Raw genomic sequence first — 22205 nt, 5'->3', positions numbered from 1 at the left:
AGCGTGGGTAGCGCAGTGCTACCATCGCCGCCGTCTTTCGCTGTACTGCGTTCGCTGTGCAAAGGCTCAGGGCCAGGAAGGCACATTCACTTAAACATGGACATTGGTTGAGTCGACTCATGAAAAAAACAGGAATTGCAGTAGGCGTAGTGGTCGCTGTAGGTATTCTCAGCGCCGGCGGTGCCTGGTACACCGGCAAACAACTGCCGGACGTATTGGCAGGTTCCATTGCTGAAGCCAACCAGAAAGGCGCCGACGCGCTGCTGGGTACCGGCATCACCAGCAAGCTGGAATTGCTGTCGTTGGACAGCCATCTGTTCACCAGTACTGCCCACTACCGTCTGACCCTGGACATGCCGGCTTCCGAAGGCGAAGCGCGCCACGTGGAAGTGCTGCTGGTCGACAACATCCAGCATGGCCCGCTGCCGGCCTCGCGCCTGGCCAAGCTCAACCTGTGGCCGGTACTGGCCACCAGCAACTTCGCCTTGGAGCCCAACGAGCTGACCCAGAAGTGGTTCGACGCGGCCAAAGGCGCGGCACCGCTGACCGGCCAGGTGAGCCTGGGTTACGACCATTCCACCTCGGGCACCCTCGAGCTGACACCGTTGGATTTTGCCCCTGAGGAAGGCCAGAACGTTAAGTTCTCCGGTCTGAAACTGGATATCGATGCCAGTGCCCGTGCCGAGAAAGTCGCCATCAAAGGCGCTATGGAGAGCCTGCTGCTGAGTGGCACCGACACCAACGGCGAGGCAATCAAGGTCGAACTGCGTGACCTGACCATGGACAGCGACCAGAAGCTGGGCAGCGGTGAGTTCTACCTCGGCGACAGCAGCGTCAAGCTGGCCAGCGCCGAATTCAAGATTGCCGACAAACCACCTGTGCTGATCAAGAACCTGTCGCAGACCGGTAGCTTCGAAGAGGCTGCTGGCAAGTTGGCTGGCCATGTGTCCTACGACATCGGTCAGATCAGCTTCGCCGGCAAAGACATCGCCGGCGTGCAAATGCTCTGGCGCATGAAGGACTTCGATGCCGCTGCCGTGCAGTCGCTGGTTGAACTGTACAAAGACAAGTTGGCGCCGGTGCAACAAGCCCAGGCCCTGGGTCAGGAAGCGCCGGAAATGGCCTTCAGCCCCGCCGAAGAAGAAAAACTGAAAGCCGACATCGGCCAATTGCTGGCCGGCAAGCCGCATATTGCGATGGAAAAATTCAGCATCAAGACTGCCCACGGCGAAGCCGCGTTGAGCCTGTCGGTGGATTTCAACAAGCCGGAATCCTTCGAGCTGCCGCCACCTGAGCTGGCCAAGCAACTGATCGCCCAGGCGGACGCCAAGCTGTCGGTGGACAAAGCCGTGATCGGCGATGGCGTGCGTGTACAGGCCGCCATCGCTGGCGAGACCGACGAAAAAGCCATCGAAGAGCAAGCCAACATGTTCACCGAAATGGGCAGCGGCATGGCCCTGTCCACCGAACTGGTGGCGCTCAAGGGTGAGAAGCTGGAATCCAGCCTGCACTACGCCAACAACGAAGTGGTATTCAACGACCAGAAAATGTCGGTGGAAGAGTTCGCCATGCTGGTGATGTCCAAGGCCGGTGGCCTGGGCGGCGCGGGCGGTGACGAGCAGCCTGAAGGCATGGTGCCGGACGACGAGGCGCCAGAAGCCGGTGCCCTCGATGAAGAAGCGCCGGAAGAAATGCCGGAAGAGGTGCCTGAGGAGCAGTGATTCCCTAGCCCTCGGCAATCGAGGCCCAGCTTTTCCCTCAAGTAGTCTGCGGTGCTTGTGGGAGAGGCTTCAGCCTCGATGCTCTTGATCGTTCAGGCATAAATAAAAAAGGCCAGTCAAATGACTGGCCTTTTTTATTGTCGGCATTTCGGTTGCGCTATCAGCCCGCCATGGTCAAGCGGTTGCGGCCATCGCGTTTGGCCACATACAGCGCGCTGTCGGCGCGGCGCAGCAGGCTGTCCACTGACTCGCCGGGCAGCAGGCAGGCACAACCCAGGCTTACCGACACGTCGATGTGCTGGTTTTGCGCGGTGCACTGCAGTTCCTGCACGGCAAAGCGCAGGCGCTCACCAACCATCGCGGCGCCTTCGCGGCTGGTGTTGGACAGCAGCACCAGAAACTCTTCGCCACCGAAGCGGAAGATCATGTCGATATTGCGTAGCTGCGCCTTCAGCGTCGCGGCCATGGCGCGCAGCACTTCATCGCCGGTGCTGTGGCCGTAGGTATCGTTGATGCTCTTGAAGTGGTCGACATCGAGCATCAGTACCGACAGCGGTTGCAGGTTGCGGCGCGCCAGATCGACTTCGCGCTGCAAGGCCTGGTCCATGGCGATGCGGTTGCCGGTGTCGGTCAATGGGTCACGCAGGGCGCACTGCACGGCCTTGCGGTAGAGCAGGGCGTTGCGCAGCGGGAAGAGCATGCAGGCCAGCAGCGATTCCAGCTGGGTCAGCTCTTCTTCGGAAAAACGTTGGTTGCGGCGGAAAATCAGCTCGCCCAGGTATTCGCCGTCGTGGTTCAGGCGGTAGCCAGCCGAATGCGTGGCGCGGGTGCCAAGCTCCAGGCGCAGGTCGCTGGACGGCTGCTGGTAGGCCAGGGCGTGCAACGGCACCAGGCGCTGAACTTCACGGAAGAAAATGTCGAGAATGCGCTCGACTTCCAGGCTGGTCTGCAATTGCAGGTTCAGCTTCTGCCGCAGTTGCGCCAGCGAAACGGGGCGCACGGACTGCGTGCGGTTGCTGGCGAAACCCAGACGCTGCAGCTTGGCGGCATCAAAGTCGATTGTGTTGGTTTTGCTTGGGGGGACCATACCGGGGAACCTCGAGCGCGAAATGCGGCGACAGCTTCCCTTTTGCGAATAGTGTGCCAGGTGTCACATTTGTGTTTTTAAGCTAATAAAATCAGCTACTTATCAGTATCTATACAGTGCCAGCGGCAAGCTTTTGCCGCCGGTTTGCCGGTTGTTTGGCGAGGGGTGGCAAATTGCCGGTGGGCGTCTGAGGGTGATCGCCAATTTCTTGTCAGGGGTTTCCCGCGCGGTCCGTTACCCAGCAACCGTCGTCCCAGCGAAGGCTGCGGTCCGACGATTCGGGACCCAGAATGGCTTGGCGAGTGCGTTTTCCCGGAAAATTCTGGATCCCAGCCTTCGCTGGGATGACGGAGATTGCCCCGCTGGGGTGTGGCTTTCTTACTGCGCGTCGAAAGCCTGGCCATTCACGCCCTGGCTGTCCGGCCCCATCAAGTACAGGTACACCGGCATGATCTCGGCGGGCAGTGGGTTGTTCATCGGGTTTTCGCCCGGGTAGGCATGAGCGCGCATGTCGGTGCGGGTGGCGCCGGGGTTGATGCTGTTGGCGCGCACGTTGGTGACGTCGGCCACTTCATCGGCCAGGGTCTGCATTAGCCCTTCAGTGGCGAACTTCGACACGCCATACGCGCCCCAGTACGCGCGGCCCTTACGGCCGACACTGCTGGAGGTGAACACCACCGAGGCGTCTGGCGCCAGCTTGAGCAGTGGCAGCAGGGTGGCGGTGAGCATGAACATGGCGTTGACGTTGACCTGCATGACGCGCATGAAGTTGTCGCCCGACAGCTGTTCCAGCGGCGTGCGCGGGCCGATGATCGAGGCGTTGTGCAGCACGCCGTCGATATGGCCGAACTCGTTTTCGATCATCACCGCCAGTTCGTCGTACTGGTGCGCCAGGGCGGTTTCCAGGTTGAACGGAATCACCACCGGCTGCGGGTGGCCAGCGGCTTCGATCTCGTCGTAGACGGCGCTGAGGTTGCTTTCGGTCTTGCCCAGCAGCAACACGGTGGCGCCATGGGCGGCATAGGTTTTTGCAGCGGCAGCGCCGATGCCACGGCCGGCGCCGGTCACCAGGATGGTACGGCCCTTGAGCAGGTCGGGGCGGGCGGAGTAATCGAACATCAGCAATCTCTCTTAATAAAATGCCAGGCCGTGGGCCTGCAGTAGAACGGTCAGCAGCTGCACAGGGCGCGGTCGAGTACCGCGCGCAGTTCCTGCGGGTGATCGACCACCACGTCGGCGCCCCAGTGGTTGGGGTTGTCGTCGGGGTGGATATAGCCGTAGGTGACGGCGGCAGTCTTGGTGCCGGCGGCGCGGCCCGACTCGATATCGCGCAGGTCGTCGCCCACGTACAACACGCTGGCCGGGTCCAGGCCCAGGCGCGAGCAGGCCAGCAGCAGCGGCTCGGGGTCAGGCTTGCTGTTGGTCACATGGTCCGGGCAGATGAGGATCGCCGAGCGCTCGGCCAGGCCTAACTGCTCCATGATCGGCGCCGCATAACGCACCGGCTTGTTGGTCACCACGCCCCAGATCAGTTTGGCCTGTTCGATGTCGGCAAGCAGCTCGGGAATGCCATCGAAGGGCTTGGTCAGCACTGCGCAGTGCTGCTGATAGCGCTCGAGGAATTCCAGGCGCAGGGCCTCGAACTGCTCGGACATCGGGTCTACGTCGAAGGCACGCAGGACCATGGCGCGGGCGCCTCCGGAAACGTGGTCACGGATGTCCTTGTCGGCCATCGGCGGCAGGCCGTGGGCGGCGCGCATGGCCTGGGCAATGGCGATGAAGTCTGGCGCGCTGTCGAGCAGGGTGCCATCCATATCGAAAAGAACGGCTCGCAGGCGCATCAGGCTTCCTTCAGGGTCTGGATCATGTAATTGACGTCTACATCGTTGGCCAGCTTGTAATGCTTGGTCAGCGGGTTGTAGGTGAGGCCAATGATGTCTTTCACTTCCAGGCCAGCCGCACGGCTCCAGGCGCCCAGTTCCGAGGGGCGGATGAATTTCTTGAAGTCGTGGGTGCCGCGCGGCAGCAGGCGCATCAGGTACTCGGCGCCCACGATGGCGAACAGGTAGGCCTTGGGGTTGCGGTTGATGGTGGAGAAGAACACCTGGCCGCCGGGTTTGACCATGGCGTAGCAGGCGCGAATCACCGAGGCCGGGTCGGGCACGTGCTCGAGCATTTCCAGGCAGGTGACCACGTCGAACTGCTCGGGCATTTCTTCGGCCAGGGCTTCGGCGGTGCACTGGCGGTATTCCACCTGCACGCCGGATTCCAGCTGATGCAGTTGAGCCACGGCCAGCGGCGCTTCGCCCATGTCGATACCGGTGACGGTGGCGCCACGCTGAGCCATGGCTTCGCTGAGGATGCCGCCGCCACAACCAACGTCGAGGACCTTCTTGCCGGCCAGGCCGACGCGCTCGTCAATCCAGTTGACCCGCAACGGGTTGATGTCGTGCAGCGGCTTGAACTCGCTCTCGCGGTCCCACCAGCGGTGGGCGAGGGCGGAAAATTTGGCGATTTCGGCGTGGTCGACGTTGCTCATACGGGTTTTCCTCGAATCGAATTCTGTGCGGCTGGGCGAGGCAGCGGCAAATTAACCTACAGTGGCGCGGCCGGCAGCGATCTTGCGGCCCCAGGCGGTGGCGCTGGCGTGCAGTTTTTCTTCGTCCATGCGGGTCAGGCGGCGGTTGTCGAGCAACTGCTTACCACCGACCCAGACATGTTTGACGCTGTTGCGGTTACTCGCATAAATCAGCTGGGATACCGGATCGTACACCGGTTGCTGGGCCAGCTCGGTGAGGTCAAATGCCACAATGTCGGCGGCTTTGCCGAGTTCCAGCGAGCCGATCTGGTCTTCCAGGCCCAGGGCGCGGGCGCCGTTGAGGGTGGCCATGCGCAGCGCGCGGTGCACATCCAGGGCGGTGGCGGAACCGGCCACGGCCTTGGCCAGCATGGCGGCGGTGCGGGTTTCGCCGAGCAGATCGAGGTCGTTGTTGCTGGCGGCGCCGTCGGTACCGATCGCCACGTTGACCCCAGCGTGCCACAGGCGCTCCACCGGGCAGAAACCGCTGGCCAGCTTGAGGTTGGACTCCGGGCAGTGGATGACGCTGGCGTTGCTTTCCACCAGCAGGTGCAGGTCTTCATCGTTGATTTGCGTCATGTGCACCGCCTGGAAGCGCGGGCCCAGCAGGCCCAGGCGGGCCAGACGGGCCATTGGCCGTTCGCCACGTTGTTCCAGGCTTTGCTGCACCTCGAAGGCGGTTTCGTGCACGTGCATCTGAATGCCGGCGTCCAGCTCTTCGGCGAGCATGCGGATGTTTTCCAGCTTGTCGTCGCTGACGGTATAGGGCGCATGGGGGCCGAAGGCGACCTTGATGCGCGGGTGCAGGCGCAAGTCATCGAACAGGCTCAGGCCTTTACGCAGTGCTTCATCGGCATCACGGGCGCCGGGAATGGGGAAGTCCAGCACTGGGATGGTGATCTGCGCGCGAATGCCGCTGGTGTGCACCAGTTCGCTGGAGACTTCCGGGAAAAAGTACATGTCGGAGAAGCAGGTGATGCCGCCTTGCAATTGCTCGGCAATCGCCAGCTCGGTGCCGTCGCGAATAAAGGCTTCATCCACCCACTTGGCTTCGGCCGGCCAGATATGGTCTTGCAGCCAGTTCATTAGCGCCTTGTCGTCGGCCATGCCGCGGAACAGGCTCATCGCCGCATGGCCGTGGGCATTTACCAGGCCGGGTGTGAGGAGCATGCCGGGCAGCTCGCGCACTTCCGTTGCCGGATGGCGCAAGGCCTCGTCACGCGGGGCTATAAGGGCGATACGGCCGTCGCGAATACCCAACCCATGATCCTGCAACACCACGCCGGCGGGCTCGACAGGCACCAGCCAGGTCGGCAGGAGCAACAGGTCGAGCGGGGCGGCAGTGTTGGGCATGGCGGCATCCATTGGTTTATAACGACAGGGCTTACAGCAATGTAGTGCGACGGCTACGCCAGGTTGAGAAGGAGAACCTGGACAGGTTTTAGCGCTGGCGAAGTATACCCGAGCACCCAAGTCGGGGGCTCGCTATAATCCGCGGCTTTTCGCTTCTGAGTACGAGGATGGTCATGCGCGAGCAATTGTTGGCGGCAGAGAAGGTCAAGGCCATCGATTGGCGGGATGACGCGCTGTACCTGCTGGATCAGCGTGCGTTGCCTTTCGAGGAAACCTGGGTGCGCTACGAATCCGCAGCGGCAGTGGCACAGGCGATCAAGGACATGGTGGTGCGCGGCGCCCCGGCGATCGGCATTGCCGCCGCTTACGGCTTGGCCTTGGGCGTGCGCGCCCGCCTGGCCGAGGGTGACGACTGGCAGATGGCCCTGGAAGAAGATTTCGAAGTCCTGAATAACTCGCGACCGACCGCGGTTAACCTGTTCTGGGCGCTGAACCGCATGCGTGAGCGCCTGTATCGCCTGAAAGATAGCGACGACGCCCTGGCGATCATGAACGCCGAGGCCGTGGCCATTCATGACAGTGACCGCGAAGCCAACCTGACCATGGCGCAACTGGGCGTCGACCTGATTCGTCGCCACCAGGGCAACCTGCAAACCTTGCTGACTCACTGCAACACCGGCGCCCTGGCCACTGGCGGTTTCGGTACGGCATTGGGGGTGATTCGCGCGGCGTACCTGGACGGCCTGGTCGAGCGTGTGTACGCCGACGAGACCCGGCCGTGGTTGCAAGGCTCACGGCTAACCGCCTGGGAGCTGCTGAATGAAGGCATTCCGGTCAGCCTGAATGCCGACTCGGCGGCGGCCCATCTGATGAAGACCAAGGGCATTACCTGGGTGATCGTCGGCGCCGACCGCATCACCGCTAATGGCGATGTGGCCAACAAGATCGGCACCTACCAGTTGGCGGTCAATGCCATGCACCACGGTGTGCGTTTCATGGTGGTGGCGCCGAGTTCGACTATCGACATGAACCTGGAAAGCGGCGACGACATTCCGATCGAGGAGCGGGCTGGCAGCGAGCTGCTGGAATTGGCCGGCAAACGGGTGGCGGCAGACGTGCCGGCGGTGAATCCGGTGTTCGATGTGACCCCGGCTGACTTGATCGATTTCATCGTGACCGAGAAGGGTGTGGTTGAGCGTCCGGACAAGGCCAAGATGGCGTTGCTGATGTGCCGCAAGCGTTTGCACTAACTCCTTCATTTAAGAGCTGTTCCGTGCGTTCAGGTGATGTCATTTATATGGCGCTGCCTGACGCGCGGCGTGCTCTGCGGGGATAGGTTCGGGGCATCGGGTGTGGTACTCTCCGTCAGTTTTCAAGGGGGCCTGCCATGGTCACCCAAATTGCGCAGATCCATGCCATAACTCGTTGATTTGTCATGAGTCGTTGCTGGCCCCAAGGCCGCGACGGCGAGCTCCACGTCATTCAGGATGAATGCGCGGAGTTTCACCAGAAAAAGGAACCAGGCTTCTCATGGGCGAACTGGCCAAAGAAATCCTCCCGGTCAATATCGAAGACGAGCTGAAACAGTCCTACCTCGACTACGCAATGAGCGTAATCGTCGGGCGCGCCTTGCCGGATGCACGTGACGGCCTCAAGCCCGTGCACCGCCGCGTGCTCTACGCGATGAGCGAGCTGGGTAACGACTGGAACAAGGCTTATAAGAAATCCGCCCGTGTGGTCGGTGACGTAATCGGTAAGTACCACCCTCACGGTGACACTGCGGTTTACGACACCATCGTCCGGATGGCGCAGCCGTTCTCCCTGCGTTACCTGCTGGTCGACGGCCAGGGTAACTTCGGTTCGGTGGACGGCGACAACGCCGCCGCCATGCGATACACCGAAGTGCGCATGACCAAGCTCGCCCACGAGCTGCTGGCCGACCTCGACAAAGAAACTGTCGACTGGGTGCCCAACTACGACGGCACCGAAATCATCCCGGCGGTCATGCCGACCAAGATCCCCAACCTGCTGGTCAACGGTTCCAGCGGTATTGCCGTGGGCATGGCGACCAACATTCCGCCGCATAACCTCACCGAGGTTATCGACGGCTGCCTGGCGCTGATCGACAACCCTGAGCTGTCGATCGATGACCTGATGCACTACATCCCGGGTCCGGACTTTCCGACCGCGGCGATCATCAACGGTCGTGCCGGTATCATCGAGGCCTACCGCACCGGTCGTGGCCGTATCCAGATTCGCGCCCGCGCGATGTTCGAAGACATCGATAAGGTCGGTGGCCGCCAGCAGATCGTGATCACCGAGCTGCCGTACCAGCTCAACAAAGCCCGGGTGATCGAGAAGATCGCCGAGCTGGTGAAAGAGAAGAAACTGGAAGGCATCACCGAGCTGCGCGACGAGTCCGACAAGGACGGTATGCGCATCGTGATCGAGCTGCGTCGCGGCGAAGTGCCTGAGGTGATCCTCAACAACCTCTACGCCCAGACCCAGCTGCAAAGCGTGTTCGGTATCAACGTGGTGGCGCTGATCGACGGCCAGCCGAAGATTCTGAACCTCAAGGATCTGCTCGAAGCGTTCATCCTTCACCGTCGTGAAGTGGTGACCCGCCGTACCGTTTACCTGCTGCGCAAAGCCCGCGAACGTGGCCATATCCTTGAAGGTCAGGCGGTTGCCCTGTCCAACATCGACCCGGTCATCGCCGTGATCAAGGCCTCGCCAAGCTCGGCTGAAGCGAAAGAAGCCCTGGTATCCCGCGCCTGGGAATCCAGCGCCGTACAAGGCATGGTCGAAGCCGCTGGTGCCGATTCCTGCCGCCCGCAGGACCTCGACCCGCAATACGGTCTGCGCGATGGCATGTACTATCTTTCGCCTGAGCAAGCTCAGGCCATCCTGGACTTGCGCCTGCACCGCCTGACCGGCCTCGAGCACGAAAAGCTGCTGGCCGAGTACAAGGAAATTCTGGAACAGATCGGCGAGCTGATCCGCATCCTCACCAGCGCCACGCGCCTGATGGAAGTGATCCGCGAAGAGCTCGAAGGCGTGAAGGCCGAGTTCGGTGACAAGCGTCGTACCGAGATTCTCGATACCCGTCTGGACCTGACTCTGGGTGACCTGATCACCGAAGAAGAACGTGTAGTAACCATCTCCCACGGCGGCTATGCCAAAACCCAACCGCTGTCGGCCTATCAGGCTCAGCGTCGTGGCGGTAAAGGCAAGTCGGCGACCGGTGTGAAAGATGAGGACTACATCGAGCACCTGCTGGTCGCCAATAGCCACGCCACCCTGCTGCTGTTCTCCAGCAAGGGCAAGGTGTACTGGCTGAAGACCTACGAAATTCCGGAAGCGTCCCGCGCTGCCCGTGGTCGTCCGTTGGTTAACCTGTTGCCATTGGATGAAGGTGAATACATCACCACCATGCTGCAGATCGATCTCGAAGCCCTGCAGAAAACCGCCGGTGCCGACGAGGATCTGGACGACGCTGAAGACGTGATCGAAGGCGAAGTGGTTGAGGCTGAAGAAGCGGCCGAGGTCGAAGAAGTCGAAGGCGAGACCGCTGAATGGGTGGCTGAGCCTACCGGCGAGTACATCTTTATGGCCACCGCCATGGGTACCGTGAAGAAGACCCCGCTGTCGCAGTTCGCCCGTCCGCGCACCAGCGGCCTGATCGCCCTCAAGCTGAAAGAAGGCGACACCCTGATCGCCGCCGCCATCACTGACGGTGCCAAGGAAGTCATGCTGTTCAATGACTCCGGCAAAGTGATCCGTTTCGCTGAAAGCTCCATTCGCGTGATGGGCCGTGGCGCTCGCGGTATCCGCGGCATGCGTCTGGGCAAAGGTCAGACCTTGATCTCCATGCTGATTCCGGAGTCGGGTGCGCAGATCCTTACCGCCTCCGAGCGCGGCTTTGGCAAGCGCACTGCCTTGAGCAAGTTCCCACGTCGCGGTCGTGGCGGTCAGGGCGTGATCGGTATGGTCACCAAAGAGCGTAACGGCAAGCTGATCGGCGCCATCCAGGTGCAGGACGGCGAAGAGATCATGCTGATCTCCGACCAGGGCACCTTGGTGCGTACCCGCGTTGACGAAGTGTCCAGCTCGGGCCGTAACACCCAGGGCGTGACCCTGATCAAGCTGGCTAGCGACGAAACACTGGTTGGCCTTGAGCGTGTGCAAGAGCCTTCGGAAGTGGAAGGCCAGGTGCTGCTGGGCGAAGACGGCGAGGTGCTGGAAGGCGCTGAGTTGGAAGCGGCTGACATGGACAGTGCTGATCTCAGCGATGCCATCGACGCGGTGTCCGACGACGTTGTTGCTGATGACGAAGAGCAGCCAAGCGAAGAGTAAGCGGGCAGGGCGCTCACTTGAGGTGAGCGCCCTAACCCTGCACGAATGACAGCATGCACTGCCGCATCGTTGGCGGTGTGGGTGAACTGAGAGAGACTGACGTGAGCAAGCGAGCCTTTAACTTCTGCGCAGGCCCAGCCGCGCTTCCCGAAGCTGTACTGCAACGTGCCCAGGCCGAACTTCTGGACTGGAACGGCAAAGGCCTTTCGGTCATGGAAATGAGCCATCGCAGCGATGACTACGTGGCCATCGCCGAGAAGGCGGAGCAGGACCTGCGCGATTTGCTCGCTATCCCGTCGAATTACAAAGTGCTGTTTCTGCAAGGTGGCGCCAGCCAGCAATTTGCCGAAATCGCCCTTAACCTGCTGCCCGAAGACGGCACGGCCGACTATATCGATACCGGTATCTGGTCGAAGAAAAGCATCGAAGAAGCTCGTCGCTACGGCAACGTCAACGTCGCAGCCAGCGCCAAGCCCTACGACTATTTCGCCATTCCTGGCCAGAACGAGTGGCAGCTGAGCAAAGACGCGGCCTACGTGCACTACGCCAGTAACGAAACCATCGGTGGTCTGCAGTTCGATTGGATCCCTGAAACCGGTGACGTGCCGTTGGTGGTGGACATGTCCTCCGACATTCTGTCCCGCGAGCTCGATGTGTCGAAGTTCGGCCTGATCTACGCCGGTGCGCAGAAGAACATCGGCCCGTCTGGTCTGGTGGTGGTGATTGTGCGTGAAGACCTGCTGGGTCGCGCCCGCTCCAGCACGCCGACCATGCTCAACTACAAAGTCGCGGCTGATAACGGCTCGATGTACAACACCCCGGCGACCTTCTCCTGGTACTTGTCCGGCCTGGTGTTCGAGTGGCTGAAAGAGCAGGGCGGTGTGGCTGCCATGGAGCAGCGCAACCGTGCCAAGAAGGAGCTGTTGTACGGCGCCATCGACGCCAGCGGCCTATACAGCAACCCGATTGCCATCAATGCCCGCTCGTGGATGAACGTGCCGTTCCGCCTGGCCGATGAGCGCCTGGACAAGCCGTTCCTGGCTGGTGCCGACGCCCGCGGCCTGCTCAACCTCAAAGGTCACCGTTCGGTGGGCGGCATGCGCGCTTCTATTTATAACGCCGTCGGTCTCGACGGGGTCGAGGCGCTGGTGGCTTACATGGCGGAGTTCGAGAAGGAGCACGCTTGATGAGCGAGCACGAACTAAAAGCGCTGCGGGTACGCATCGACAGTCTCGACAAGAAGATCCTCGACCTGATCAGCGAGCGCGCCAGCTGCGCCCAGGAAGTGGCGCGGGTGAAAATGGCCGCGCTGCCCGAAGGCGAGATACCGGTGTTCTACCGCCCTGAGCGTGAAGCCTGGGTGCTCAAGCACATCATGGAACTGAACAAGGGCCCGCTGCCCAACGAGGAAGTGGCGCGTCTGTTCCGCGAAATCATGTCCTCCTGCCTGGCGCTGGAACAGCCGCTGAAAGTGGCCTATCTGGGTCCGGAAGGCACCTTCACCCAAGCGGCGGCGATGAAGCATTTCGGTCACGCGGTGATTACCGTGCCGATGGCGGCCATCGACGAAGTGTTCCGTGAAGTGGCCGCCGGCGCGGTGAATTTCGGCGTGGTGCCGGTGGAAAACTCCACCGAAGGCGCGGTGAACAACACCCTCGACAGCTTCTTCGAACACGACATGGTGATCTGTGGCGAAGTTGAGCTGCGCATCCACCACCACTTGCTGGTGGGCGATGTCACCAAGACCGACCGCATTACCCGTATCTACTCCCATGCCCAGTCCCTGGCCCAGTGCCGCAAGTGGCTGGATGCCCATTACCCGAATGTTGAGCGCGTAGCGGTGTCCAGCAACGCTGATGCGGCCAAACGGGTGAAGAGCGAGTGGAACTCGGCGGCCATCGCCGGCGATATGGCGGCGAGCCTGTACGGCTTGAGCAAGCTGGCCGAGAAGATCGAAGACCGTCCGGACAACTCGACGCGCTTTTTGATCATCGGCAACCAGGAAGTGCCGCCGACCGGTGACGACAAGACCTCGATCATCGCCTCGATGCGCAACCAGCCGGGCGCGCTGCACGAGCTGTTGGTGCCGTTCCATGCCAATGGCATCGACCTGACCCGCATCGAAACCCGCCCATCGCGCAGCGGTAAATGGACCTATGTGTTCTTTATCGACTTCGCCGGCCATCACCGTGATCCGCTGATCCGTGACGTGCTGGAGAAGATCAATCAGGAAGCGGTCGCACTGAAAGTATTGGGTTCCTACCCCAAGGCAGTGCTGTGACCCCGTTGATTCTCTGAGGAGAACCCATGAGCAGTAATTTTCTCGCCCTGGCTCAGCCCGGCGTGCAAAAGCTTTCGCCCTATGTCCCCGGCAAACCGGTGGACGAGCTGGCTCGTGAGCTGAACCTGGACCCGGCTAGCATCGTCAAGCTGGCCAGCAACGAAAACCCGCTGGGCCCCAGTCCGAAAGCGCTGGAGGCTATTCGTTTGGCTGCTGCCGAGCTGACCCGCTATCCCGATGGCAACGGCTTCGAGCTGAAAGCCGCCCTGGCTGAGCGCTGTGGCGTGCAGGCCAATCAGGTGACCTTGGGTAACGGCTCCAACGACATTCTCGAACTGGTCGCCCGCGCCTATCTGGCGCCCGGCCTCAATGCAGTGTTCAGCGAGCACGCCTTTGCCGTGTACCCAATTGCCACCCAGGCTGTCGGCGCGCAGGCCAAAGTGGTGCCGGCCAACGAGTGGGGGCATGACCTCGACGCCATGCTGGCGGCCATCGACGCCAACACCCGCGTGGTGTTCATCGCTAACCCGAACAACCCTACTGGCACCTGGTTCGGCGCTGATGCCCTGGCGCGTTTCCTCGCCAAGGTGCCGGAGCATGCGCTGGTCGTGCTGGATGAGGCGTATATCGAATACGCCAGCGGTGGCGAGCTGCCGGATGGCCTTGATTACCTGGCGGATCATCCGAATTTGCTGGTTTCGCGCACGTTCTCCAAGGCCTATGGCTTGGCCGCGTTGCGCGTTGGTTATGGTCTGTCGTCGCCGACCATCGCCGATGTGCTCAACCGCGTACGCCAGCCCTTCAACGTCAACAGCTTGGCCCAGGCCGCCGCCTGTGCAGCGCTGGCTGACGCTGACTATATGAATGACAGTCGTGCGTTGAACGATGCCGGTATGCAGCAACTGGAGCAGGGTTTCCGTGAGCTGGGCCTGAGCTGGATTGCGTCGAAGGGCAACTTCATTGCCGTGGATGTCGGCCGCGAAGGGATGCCCGTGTATCAAGGCCTGCTGCGCGAAGGCGTGATCGTGCGCCCGGTGGCCAACTACGGCATGCCCAACTTCTTGCGCGTGACCATCGGCACTCAGGCTGAAAACACCCGCTTCCTGGCGGCCCTGACCAAGGTTCTGGCCAGTGGCTGATGTCATGGCGGCGCAACAGCGCCCACCTATCATCGAGCGCCTGGTGGTGATCGGCCTGGGGCTGATCGGCGGCTCTTTCGCCAAAGGTCTGCGTGAAAGCGGGCTGTGCCGGGAAGTGGTCGGTGTCGACCTCGATCCTGAGTCGCGCCGCCTGGCGGTAGAGCTCGGTGTGGTCGATCGCTGCGAAGCAGATCTGGCTGCCGCCTGTCAGGGCGCCAGTGTGATTCAGCTGGCGGTCCCTATTCTGGCCATGGAAAAGCTACTGCGCGAACTGGCCAAGCTCGACCTCGGTGACGCGGTGCTGACCGACGTCGGCAGCGCCAAAGGCAACGTGGTGCGCGCGGCGCGCCTGGCCTTCGACGGTTTGCCAGCACGCTTTGTGCCTGGTCATCCGATTGCCGGTTCCGAGCAGAGCGGGGTAGAGGCGTCCAATTCGGAGCTGTTCCGTCGCCACAAGGTGATTCTGACGCCGCTGGAGCGGACCGATGCGGCTGCGCTGCAACTGGTCGACACGCTGTGGCGCGCACTCGGCGCGGATGTCGAGCATATGGCCGTGGAGCACCATGACGAGGTGCTGGCCGCCACCAGCCACTTGCCGCACTTGCTGGCATTCGGTCTGGTGGACTCGCTGGCCAAGCGCAGCGAGAACCTGGAGATTTTCCGTTACGCCGCCGGCGGTTTCCGTGATTTCACCCGGATTGCCGGTAGCGATCCGGTGATGTGGCACGACATCTTCCTCGCCAACCGCGAGGCGGTGCTGCGCACCCTGGACACCTTTCGCAGCGACCTCGACGCCCTGCGCGACGCGGTCGATGCCGGGGATGGCCATCAGCTTCTGGGCGTCTTTACCCGCGCCCGGGTGGCTCGTGAACATTTCAGCAAGATTCTGGCGCGTCGGGCCTATGTGGATGCCATGCACAGCAACAATGTGATTTTCCTCGCCAACCCTGGCGGCCGTTTGTCCGGTCGAATTCGGGTGCCGGGTGACAAATCCATCTCCCACCGCTCGATCATGCTTGGCTCGCTGGCTGAAGGTACTACCGAGGTAGAAGGCTTCCTCGAAGGTGAAGATGCCCTGGCGACCCTGCAGGCATTCCGCGATATGGGCGTGGTGATCGAAGGTCCACACCACGGCCGCGTAACCATTCATGGTGTCGGCCTGCACGGCCTGAAAGCGCCGCCTGGCCCGATCTACCTGGGCAACTCCGGCACCTCGATGCGTTTGCTGTCTGGTCTGCTGGCCGCGCAGTCGTTCGACGTGACTCTGACCGGTGATGCCTCGCTGTCCAAGCGGCCAATGAACCGCGTGGCCAAGCCGCTGCGGGAAATGGGTGCACTGATCGACACCGCTGCTGAAGGTCGTCCGCCGATGACCATTCATGGCGGTCGCCGCCTGGGCGGCATGACTTACGAAATGCCGATGGCCAGCGCTCAGGTGAAATCCTGCCTGTTGCTGGCGGGTCTGTACGCCGCTGGTTCCACCACGGTGATCGAGCCGGCGCCGACTCGCGACCACACCGAGCGCATGCTGCGCGGCTTTGGCTACCCGGTGAGTGTCCAAGGCAACAGGGCTACCGTTGAGTCTGGCCACAAGCTGATCGCTACCCATATCGAAGTGCCCGCGGATATTTCCTCGGCCGCCTTCTTTTTGGTGGCCGGTTCGATTGCCGAAGATTCCGAATTGGTGCTGGAACACGTCGGTGTCAACCCGACCCGTACTGGCGTTATCGACATCCTGCGCCTGATGGGCGCCGACATCACCCTGGAAAACCCGCGTGAAGTGGGCGGCGAGCCGGTTGCTGACCTGCGCGTGCGTTCGGCCAAGCTTAAGGGTATAGACATCCCTGAAGACCTGGTGCCGCTGGCCATCGATGAATTTCCGGTGCTGTTCGTCGCCGCGTCGGTTGCCGAAGGCCGCACCGTGCTGCGTGGCGCGGAAGAGCTGCGGGTGAAAGAGTCCGACCGTATCCAGGTAATGGCCGACGGCCTGCTGGCGTTGGGCGCGAAAGTCGAACCGACCCCGGACGGCATCATCATCGACGGCGGCACCCTGGGTGGTGGCGACGTGCACAGCCACGGCGATCACCGCATTGCCATGTCGTTCAGCGTCGCCTCGTTGCGCGCCACGGCGCCGATCCGCATCCACGACTGTGCGAACGTCGCCACCTCCTTCCCGAACTTCCTCGGCCTGGCCGCGCAAGTGGGTATCCGTGTTACTGAAGAGGGAAAATCATGAGCAACCAGGCGCCAGTCATCGCGATTGACGGTCCAAGTGGTTCCGGTAAAGGCACCATCGCCAGCCTGTTGGCGAAGAAGCTGGGGTGGAGTTTGCTCGACTCCGGCGCGCTGTATCGGCTGCTGGCATTCGCGGCACGTAACCATGGCGTCGACCTGACCAATGAAGAAGCGCTGAAGCTGCTGGCCGCTCATCTGGATGTGCAATTCGTTGCCGCCGCCAATGGCCAGCCGCAACGCATCATTCTTGAGGGCGAAGAAGTCACCGATGCGATCCGCAACGAGCAGATCGGTGCCGGTGCTTCGCAGGTCGCCGCACTAGGCGCGGTAAGGGATGCGCTGCTGCAGCGGCAGCGTGCTTTCCAGGAAATGCCAGGGCTAGTGGCGGATGGTCGCGACATGGGTACCGTGGTGTTTCCCGATGCGCCACTTAAGATTTTCCTGACCGCCAGCGCCGAAGAGCGCGCTCGACGCCGGTACTTGCAGTTGAAGGCCAAGGGTGATGATGTTAATCTTGCGAGTCTGCTAGACGAGATTCGTTTGCGCGATGAGCGCGACACTCAGCGTACGGTGGCACCGCTCAAACCAGCGGCTGACGCCATTCAGCTGGATTCCACCGAACTCTCGATCGAGCAGGTGCTGGAACGCATTCTGAGCGAAGTCGCCAACCGCGATCTCGCCGGATGACCAAGCAGGTCTGTAGGGAACCCAGTCTTTATCCCACAGCCGGCTTTTAAACTAACGAAACCCACGTTGTCTGGAATGTGGATGCTGGGCGGGTTTATCCGTCCTAGATCAATCAGGAATTAACATGAGCGAAAGCTTTGCAGAACTTTTTGAAGAAAGCCTAAAAACCCTCGACATGCAGCCGGGCGCCATCATCACCGGTATCGTTGTTGATATCGACGGTGACTGGGTTACTGTCCACGCCGGTCTGAAGTCTGAAGGCGTCATCCCGCTCGAGCAGTTCTACAACGACGCTGGCGAGCTGACCATCAAGGTCGGTGACGAAGTACACGTTGCGCTGGACGCGGTTGAAGATGGCTTTGGTGAAACCAAGCTGTCCCGCGAAAAAGCCAAACGTGCAGAGTGCTGGATCGTTCTGGAAGCGGCTTTCGCAGCTGAAGAAGTGGTTAAGGGCGTTATCAACGGTAAGGTTAAAGGCGGCTTCACTGTCGACGTTAACGGCATCCGTGCGTTCCTGCCAGGTTCTTTGGTTGACGTTCGCCCAGTGCGCGACACCACGCACCTCGAAGGCAAAGAGCTGGAATTCAAAGTCATCAAGCTCGACCAGAAGCGCAACAACGTTGTCGTTTCCCGTCGCAGCGTCCTCGAAGCCGAGAACTCCGCCGAGCGTGAAGCTCTGCTGGAATCCCTGCAAGAAGGCCAGCAAGTCAAAGGTATCGTCAAAAACCTCACCGACTACGGCGCATTCGTCGATCTGGGTGGCGTGGACGGCCTGCTGCACATCACCGACATGGCTTGGAAGCGCATCAAGCATCCATCGGAAATCGTCAACGTTGGCGATGAGATCGATGTAAAAGTGCTGAAGTACGATCGCGAGCGCAATCGTGTCTCCCTGGGCCTGAAGCAACTGGGTGAAGATCCATGGGTTGCTATCAAAGCTCGTTACCCAGAAAGCACCCGCGTCACTGCCCGTGTTACCAACCTGACCGACTACGGCTGCTTCGCTGAGCTGGAAGAAGGCGTTGAAGGTCTGGTACACGTTTCCGAAATGGACTGGACCAACAAGAACATCCACCCGTCGAAAGTCGTACAAGTTGGCGACGAAGTGGAAGTTATGGTTCTGGACATCGACGAAGAGCGTCGTCGTATCTCCCTGGGCATCAAGCAGTGCAAAACTAACCCGTGGGAAGATTTCTCGGGTCAGTTCAACAAAGGCGACAAGATCTCCGGCACCATCAAGTCGATCACCGATTTCGGTATCTTCATTGGTCTGGATGGCGGCATCGACGGCCTTGTTCACCTGTCCGACATCTCTTGGAACGAAGTAGGCGAAGAAGCTGTACGCCGCTTCAAGAAAGGCGACGAGCTGGACACCGTGATCCTGTCGGTTGACCCAGAGCGTGAGCGTATCTCCCTGGGCATCAAGCAACTGGAAAGCGATCCGTTCTCCGAATACGTTGCTACCAACGACAAAGGCGCGATCGTTCGCGGCACCGTCAAAGAAGTAGACGCCAAGGGCGCTGTAATCACCCTGGCCGAAGGCATCGAAGCTGTACTGAAAGCCTCCGAAATCAGTCGCGACCGCGTTGAAGACGCCCGCAACGTGCTGAAAGAAGGCGAAGAAGTAGAAGCCAAGATCATCAGCGTTGACCGTAAGAGCCGCGTAATCAGCTTGTCGGTCAAGTCGAAAGACGTTGAAGACGAAAAAGAAGCCATCAAAGAAATGCGCAAGCAGGAAGTTGAAACTGCTGGTCCGACCACCATCGGTGATCTGATTCGCGCACAAATGGAAAACCAGAACTAAGTTCTGAGCTTCCATTAAGAAAAAGGGCGACTTCGGTCGCCCTTTTTTGTTTCCGTCATTCAGGAGGGGAGGTTGTGAACACAGGGTTATGGTTTAAAATGCGCTACCCTTGCGGCGGGTCGGCGGCTAAATGCCGCTCTTGGTGAAATGGTGCTGCACTTGCCCCTCCAGGCTCTCGCTCGTATCATTGCGTTAATATCGATTTTAAATACCATTTTCGAATATAGAAAATTTATTCGTTAAAGAATCAAATAATTGGAGTACACCATGCACGTCGAAGTATTTCGTTTGATCGAAGAGGCAATGGAAGCTGATGAAGGGGCTGTTAAAAGTGGTCAGGCGCTGGAATGGGATTCGATTGCTGTTATTACCTTTATGGCTCTTGTAGATGAGCGTCTGAACAAAACGCTTTCGGCTGATGCACTTAATAAATGTGAAACCGTTGATGCGGTCGCTGAACTTGTAAATAGCTAGGGGTTGGTCATGGAGAATTCTTCGAATGGTCAAAGTCAAGTTCGCCGAGTAAGTAATGTTCGAGTGGCTGGCATATCCAGCGCTGTTCCAACTACGGTGGCTGAGGTCTCAAGCCTGGCGGAGAAATTCGGAGAGGAGTCCATCCAGAAAATAATTTCCAGTACTGGTGTTAAGCGTCGGCACGTTGTAGTCGGTGAATGCACGTCCGATCTTTGTGTTTCTGCAGCCGTTAGGCTTTTTGAAGACCTGTCCGTCGATCTCGATAGCATCACCACGCTGGTGTTTGTATCGCAGACGCACGACTACGCCTTGCCCGCTACGGCTTGTGTTCTGCAGGAACGGCTCGGATTACCTGTCACTGTCGCTGCGTTCGACGTCGCGTTGGGCTGTTCCGGTTACGTCTACGGACTCTGGCTGGCGGGCTCTTTGCTGTCTGCTAATGGTGGCGGCAAGGCGCTGCTGTTGGTAGGAGATACCATTAGCAAGATGGTGTCCGAAACCGATCGTTCTGTGGCAGCGCTGTTTGGTGATGCGGGTACGGCTACGCTCCTTGAGTACGACGACCAAGCTGCTGATATGCGGTTTATTCTGGGGTCCGACGGCCGTGGCGCCAAAAACTTGATTGTTCCAGGTGGTGGTTTCAGGGATCGTAAGGGGCAGGGTGAGTTTGTCCATGACAATGTAAGGACGCCTTTTGATCTCTATATGAACGGCGCCGAGATTTTTTCGTTTACCCTGGCGAGGATTCCTGCGCTGGTTAACGGCTTGCTAAAGGAGACCGGCTACGCTGAGGCAGACATCCAGAAGTTCGTATTTCATCAAGCCAACCGCTTTATGCTAGAACATCTGGGTAAGCGCATGAAGTTGCCAGCTGAAAAGTTTTTAATGAGCTTGGAAAATTACGGAAATACCAGCAGTGCATCTATTCCATTGGCGCTTTCTACTGAATACGCAAGTGCCAATTCAACGGCAAATGGCTTGCATATGTTAGTTGGTTTTGGAGTGGGCTATTCGTGGGGTGCATGCATTATTGATTTTGATAATGTTCATATCTCTCCGGTCACCATTGCTGCTTAGGGTTAACATGGAAAACGTTGGTCGCTCTCCTTTTAGTTTGCAGGGCAAAAGAATTCTGGTAACCGGTGCCTCTTCAGGTATCGGGCGAGAAATTGCCATCTGGCTGAGTCAACAGGGTGCACAGTTGATTATTACTGCTCGTGACTCTGAGCGGTTAAATATTACGTTTAACGCGTTAACCGGCTCCGGGCATGTGCAAGCACTCATAGACTTTCTGGATAAGTCAGATGTTTCGTCCTGGCTAAAAAGCCTAACTATGAGTGCTGCTCTGGATGGGTTGGTTCACGCGGCAGGTGTGCAATCGCCCATGCCTATCCGTGCGATGAGCCTTAATCATTGGGAGACGTTAATGAATACCAACGTCACTTCTGCGTTTTCACTGATCAAGGCGTTTCGCCAAAAAGGCGTTTGCAACCCCGACAGTAGTGTTGTGCTGCTCTCTTCAGTAATGGCCAAAGTTGGTCAGCCTGCTCTGTTGGGCTATTGCGCTAGCAAGGGTGCGGTTGAATCCATGGTTCGCGCTGCAGCACTTGAGCTTGCGCGTGAGTCCATCCGAATCAACGCAGTGGCTCCTGGAGTGGTAAAGACCGAGATGGCTGAATCGCTCGGGCAATTGGTGGGCACCGATTCCATGAATGCTATTGAGCAAAAGCATCCGTTAGGCATCGGTACCCCCTTGGATGTGGCCTATGCCGTTCACTACTTGTTATCGGCGGCTTCACGTTGGGTTACCGGCACGTCGTTGGTTGTCGATGGCGGTTATTTGGCAGAGTGAAATGAAGAATATATATATCGTCGGTGCTGGTAGTTTTGCCCGTGAAACGCGTATCTGGCTGAAGGACTGGCTCAAGTCCAACCTGGGCTGGCAACTAGCCGGATTCATCGCCGATGACTCCACTGCGCTGGATAAGTTTCCCGGCCTTCCTCCGATCGTGGGCGCCATCGACGACTATCAGCCAGCACCAGATTCTTACCATATATGCGCCATCGCCAAGCCCCAGGATCGGAAGAGGGTGGTCGAGAAAATGCTCGCGCGTGGCGCTGAGTTCATTTCAATGATTCACCCGACCGCCATCGTTGCGGAAAATGCTGCGCTGGGTCAGGGGTTAATTGTTTGTCCGAATGTAGTCATTTCAACCGACAGTGTTATCGGCGACTTCGTTAACATCAATATAGCGACTTCCATTGGCCACGACGTGGTCTTAGGTGCTTACAGTACCCTGAGCTCCCACTGCGATATCACGGGGGGGGCGAGCACTGAGGAGTGTGCATTTCTCGGTTCTCACGCCGTCGTTTTGCCAAAGGTCAAAGTGGGGAGTCATGCTGTGGTCGGCGCCGGAAGTGTCGCCATGCGGGCGGTGAAAGCGGGATCCACAGTATTTGGTGTTCCTGCAAAAAAGATATCGGGGTAAT

18 protein-coding genes are annotated in these 22205 nt (G+C 59.7%); 13 read left to right on the top strand and 5 right to left on the bottom strand.

The annotated features are described in order from the left end of the window. Nucleotides 1–119 precede the first annotated feature (119 nt). A complete protein-coding gene (locus C8K61_RS20460) occupies nucleotides 120–1721 on the top strand; it encodes a YdgA family protein (protein ID WP_108098140.1) in 1602 nt (533 codons plus the stop codon). Nucleotides 1722–1881: 160 nt separating this feature from the next. On the opposite strand, the gene C8K61_RS20455 is transcribed toward C8K61_RS20460, so the two are convergent. From C8K61_RS20455 to C8K61_RS20435, 5 genes are all read right to left on the bottom strand, one after another. Further along, entirely contained in the window at nucleotides 1882–2808 is a 927-nt protein-coding gene (locus C8K61_RS20455; RefSeq protein ID WP_108098139.1) for a GGDEF domain-containing protein, read from the bottom strand. Between the two features lie 378 nt (nucleotides 2809–3186). Next, a complete protein-coding gene (locus tag C8K61_RS20450; protein ID WP_108098138.1) occupies nucleotides 3187–3927 on the bottom strand; it encodes a YciK family oxidoreductase in 741 nt (246 codons plus the stop codon). Between the two features lie 50 nt (nucleotides 3928–3977). Then, nucleotides 3978–4649, bottom strand: coding sequence for an N-acetylmuramic acid 6-phosphate phosphatase MupP (gene mupP, locus C8K61_RS20445; RefSeq protein WP_108098137.1), 672 nt, complete (start codon nucleotides 4647–4649; stop codon nucleotides 3978–3980). Next, nucleotides 4649–5347, bottom strand: a complete 699-nt coding sequence (gene ubiG / locus C8K61_RS20440) for a bifunctional 2-polyprenyl-6-hydroxyphenol methylase/3-demethylubiquinol 3-O-methyltransferase UbiG (RefSeq protein ID WP_108098136.1) — start codon at nucleotides 5345–5347, stop codon at nucleotides 4649–4651. Before ubiG ends, mupP begins: the two co-directional genes overlap by 1 nt. Nucleotides 5348–5398: 51 nt before the next feature. Next, nucleotides 5399–6739, bottom strand: coding sequence for a TRZ/ATZ family hydrolase (locus C8K61_RS20435; RefSeq protein WP_108098135.1), 1341 nt, complete (start codon nucleotides 6737–6739; stop codon nucleotides 5399–5401). A 173-nt stretch (nucleotides 6740–6912) separates the two neighbouring features. On the opposite strand from C8K61_RS20435, the gene mtnA reads away from it, so the two are divergent. The 12 genes from mtnA to C8K61_RS20375 all read left to right on the top strand — a co-directional run bounded on the left by mtnA (nucleotide 6913) and on the right by C8K61_RS20375 (nucleotide 22204). Then, nucleotides 6913–7989, top strand: a complete 1077-nt coding sequence (gene mtnA, locus C8K61_RS20430; protein WP_108098134.1) for an S-methyl-5-thioribose-1-phosphate isomerase — start codon at nucleotides 6913–6915, stop codon at nucleotides 7987–7989. 280 nt (nucleotides 7990–8269) lie between these two features. Next, nucleotides 8270–11095: a DNA gyrase subunit A gene (gene gyrA / locus C8K61_RS20425; protein ID WP_108098133.1), complete on the top strand. Its 2826-nt coding sequence runs from the start codon at nucleotides 8270–8272 to the stop codon at nucleotides 11093–11095. Nucleotides 11096–11196: 101 nt separating this feature from the next. After that, a complete protein-coding gene (serC, locus tag C8K61_RS20420) occupies nucleotides 11197–12282 on the top strand; it encodes a 3-phosphoserine/phosphohydroxythreonine transaminase (protein WP_108098193.1) in 1086 nt (361 codons plus the stop codon). Continuing rightward, a complete protein-coding gene (gene pheA / locus C8K61_RS20415; protein ID WP_108098132.1) occupies nucleotides 12282–13376 on the top strand; it encodes a prephenate dehydratase in 1095 nt (364 codons plus the stop codon). The genes serC and pheA overlap by 1 nt, the downstream gene beginning before the upstream one ends. Before the next feature lie 26 nt (nucleotides 13377–13402). Further along, entirely contained in the window at nucleotides 13403–14515 is a 1113-nt protein-coding gene (hisC, locus tag C8K61_RS20410) for a histidinol-phosphate transaminase (RefSeq protein WP_108098131.1), read from the top strand. Beyond that, nucleotides 14508–16751 carry a bifunctional prephenate dehydrogenase/3-phosphoshikimate 1-carboxyvinyltransferase gene (locus C8K61_RS20405; RefSeq protein WP_371920012.1) on the top strand — a complete coding sequence of 748 codons (2244 nt, stop codon included), beginning with the start codon at nucleotides 14508–14510 and terminating at the stop codon, nucleotides 16749–16751. The genes hisC and C8K61_RS20405 overlap by 8 nt, the downstream gene beginning before the upstream one ends. Continuing rightward, nucleotides 16748–17437 (top strand): (d)CMP kinase, encoded by a 690-nt coding sequence (gene cmk, locus C8K61_RS20400; RefSeq protein ID WP_108098130.1) that lies wholly within the window; start codon nucleotides 16748–16750, stop codon nucleotides 17435–17437. Before C8K61_RS20405 ends, cmk begins: the two co-directional genes overlap by 4 nt. Before the next feature lie 124 nt (nucleotides 17438–17561). Continuing rightward, nucleotides 17562–19241 carry a 30S ribosomal protein S1 gene (gene rpsA, locus C8K61_RS20395; RefSeq protein ID WP_108098129.1) on the top strand — a complete coding sequence of 560 codons (1680 nt, stop codon included), beginning with the start codon at nucleotides 17562–17564 and terminating at the stop codon, nucleotides 19239–19241. Nucleotides 19242–19508: 267 nt separating this feature from the next. Beyond that, nucleotides 19509–19715: a phosphopantetheine-binding protein gene (locus tag C8K61_RS20390; RefSeq protein WP_108098128.1), complete on the top strand. Its 207-nt coding sequence runs from the start codon at nucleotides 19509–19511 to the stop codon at nucleotides 19713–19715. Nucleotides 19716–19724: 9 nt separating this feature from the next. Then, nucleotides 19725–20792, top strand: coding sequence for a ketoacyl-ACP synthase III (locus tag C8K61_RS20385; protein WP_108098127.1), 1068 nt, complete (start codon nucleotides 19725–19727; stop codon nucleotides 20790–20792). Between the two features lie 7 nt (nucleotides 20793–20799). After that, a complete protein-coding gene (locus C8K61_RS20380; RefSeq protein ID WP_108098191.1) occupies nucleotides 20800–21567 on the top strand; it encodes an SDR family NAD(P)-dependent oxidoreductase in 768 nt (255 codons plus the stop codon). A 1-nt stretch (nucleotide 21568) separates the two neighbouring features. Further along, a complete protein-coding gene (locus tag C8K61_RS20375; protein ID WP_108098126.1) occupies nucleotides 21569–22204 on the top strand; it encodes an acetyltransferase in 636 nt (211 codons plus the stop codon). Nucleotide 22205: the final 1 nt, after the last annotated feature.

Source organism: Pseudomonas sp. GV071 (assembly GCF_003050835.1).
Classification (GTDB): domain Bacteria; phylum Pseudomonadota; class Gammaproteobacteria; order Pseudomonadales; family Pseudomonadaceae; genus Aquipseudomonas.
The sequence above is the reverse complement of the archived record's forward strand: the minus strand, read 5'-3'. Positions and strand labels throughout refer to the sequence as shown.

What these genes read in the sequence shown, in the direction of transcription:
- C8K61_RS20460 (WP_108098140.1), top strand. Translation starts at nt 120, where the DNA reads ATGAAAAAAACAGGAATTGCAGTAGGCGTAGTGGTCGCTGTAGGTATT.
- C8K61_RS20455 (WP_108098139.1), bottom strand. Translation starts at nt 2,808, where the DNA reads ATGGTCCCCCCAAGCAAAACCAACACAATCGACTTTGATGCCGCCAAG.
- C8K61_RS20450 (WP_108098138.1), bottom strand. Translation starts at nt 3,927, where the DNA reads ATGTTCGATTACTCCGCCCGCCCCGACCTGCTCAAGGGCCGTACCATC.
- mupP (WP_108098137.1), bottom strand. Translation starts at nt 4,649, where the DNA reads ATGCGCCTGCGAGCCGTTCTTTTCGATATGGATGGCACCCTGCTCGAC.
- ubiG (WP_108098136.1), bottom strand. Translation starts at nt 5,347, where the DNA reads ATGAGCAACGTCGACCACGCCGAAATCGCCAAATTTTCCGCCCTCGCC.
- C8K61_RS20435 (WP_108098135.1), bottom strand. Translation starts at nt 6,739, where the DNA reads ATGCCCAACACTGCCGCCCCGCTCGACCTGTTGCTCCTGCCGACCTGG.
- mtnA (WP_108098134.1), top strand. Translation starts at nt 6,913, where the DNA reads ATGCGCGAGCAATTGTTGGCGGCAGAGAAGGTCAAGGCCATCGATTGG.
- gyrA (WP_108098133.1), top strand. Translation starts at nt 8,270, where the DNA reads ATGGGCGAACTGGCCAAAGAAATCCTCCCGGTCAATATCGAAGACGAG.
- pheA (WP_108098132.1), top strand. Translation starts at nt 12,282, where the DNA reads ATGAGCGAGCACGAACTAAAAGCGCTGCGGGTACGCATCGACAGTCTC.
- hisC (WP_108098131.1), top strand. Translation starts at nt 13,403, where the DNA reads ATGAGCAGTAATTTTCTCGCCCTGGCTCAGCCCGGCGTGCAAAAGCTT.
- cmk (WP_108098130.1), top strand. Translation starts at nt 16,748, where the DNA reads ATGAGCAACCAGGCGCCAGTCATCGCGATTGACGGTCCAAGTGGTTCC.
- rpsA (WP_108098129.1), top strand. Translation starts at nt 17,562, where the DNA reads ATGAGCGAAAGCTTTGCAGAACTTTTTGAAGAAAGCCTAAAAACCCTC.
- C8K61_RS20390 (WP_108098128.1), top strand. Translation starts at nt 19,509, where the DNA reads ATGCACGTCGAAGTATTTCGTTTGATCGAAGAGGCAATGGAAGCTGAT.
- C8K61_RS20385 (WP_108098127.1), top strand. Translation starts at nt 19,725, where the DNA reads ATGGAGAATTCTTCGAATGGTCAAAGTCAAGTTCGCCGAGTAAGTAAT.
- C8K61_RS20380 (WP_108098191.1), top strand. Translation starts at nt 20,800, where the DNA reads ATGGAAAACGTTGGTCGCTCTCCTTTTAGTTTGCAGGGCAAAAGAATT.
- C8K61_RS20375 (WP_108098126.1), top strand. Translation starts at nt 21,569, where the DNA reads ATGAAGAATATATATATCGTCGGTGCTGGTAGTTTTGCCCGTGAAACG.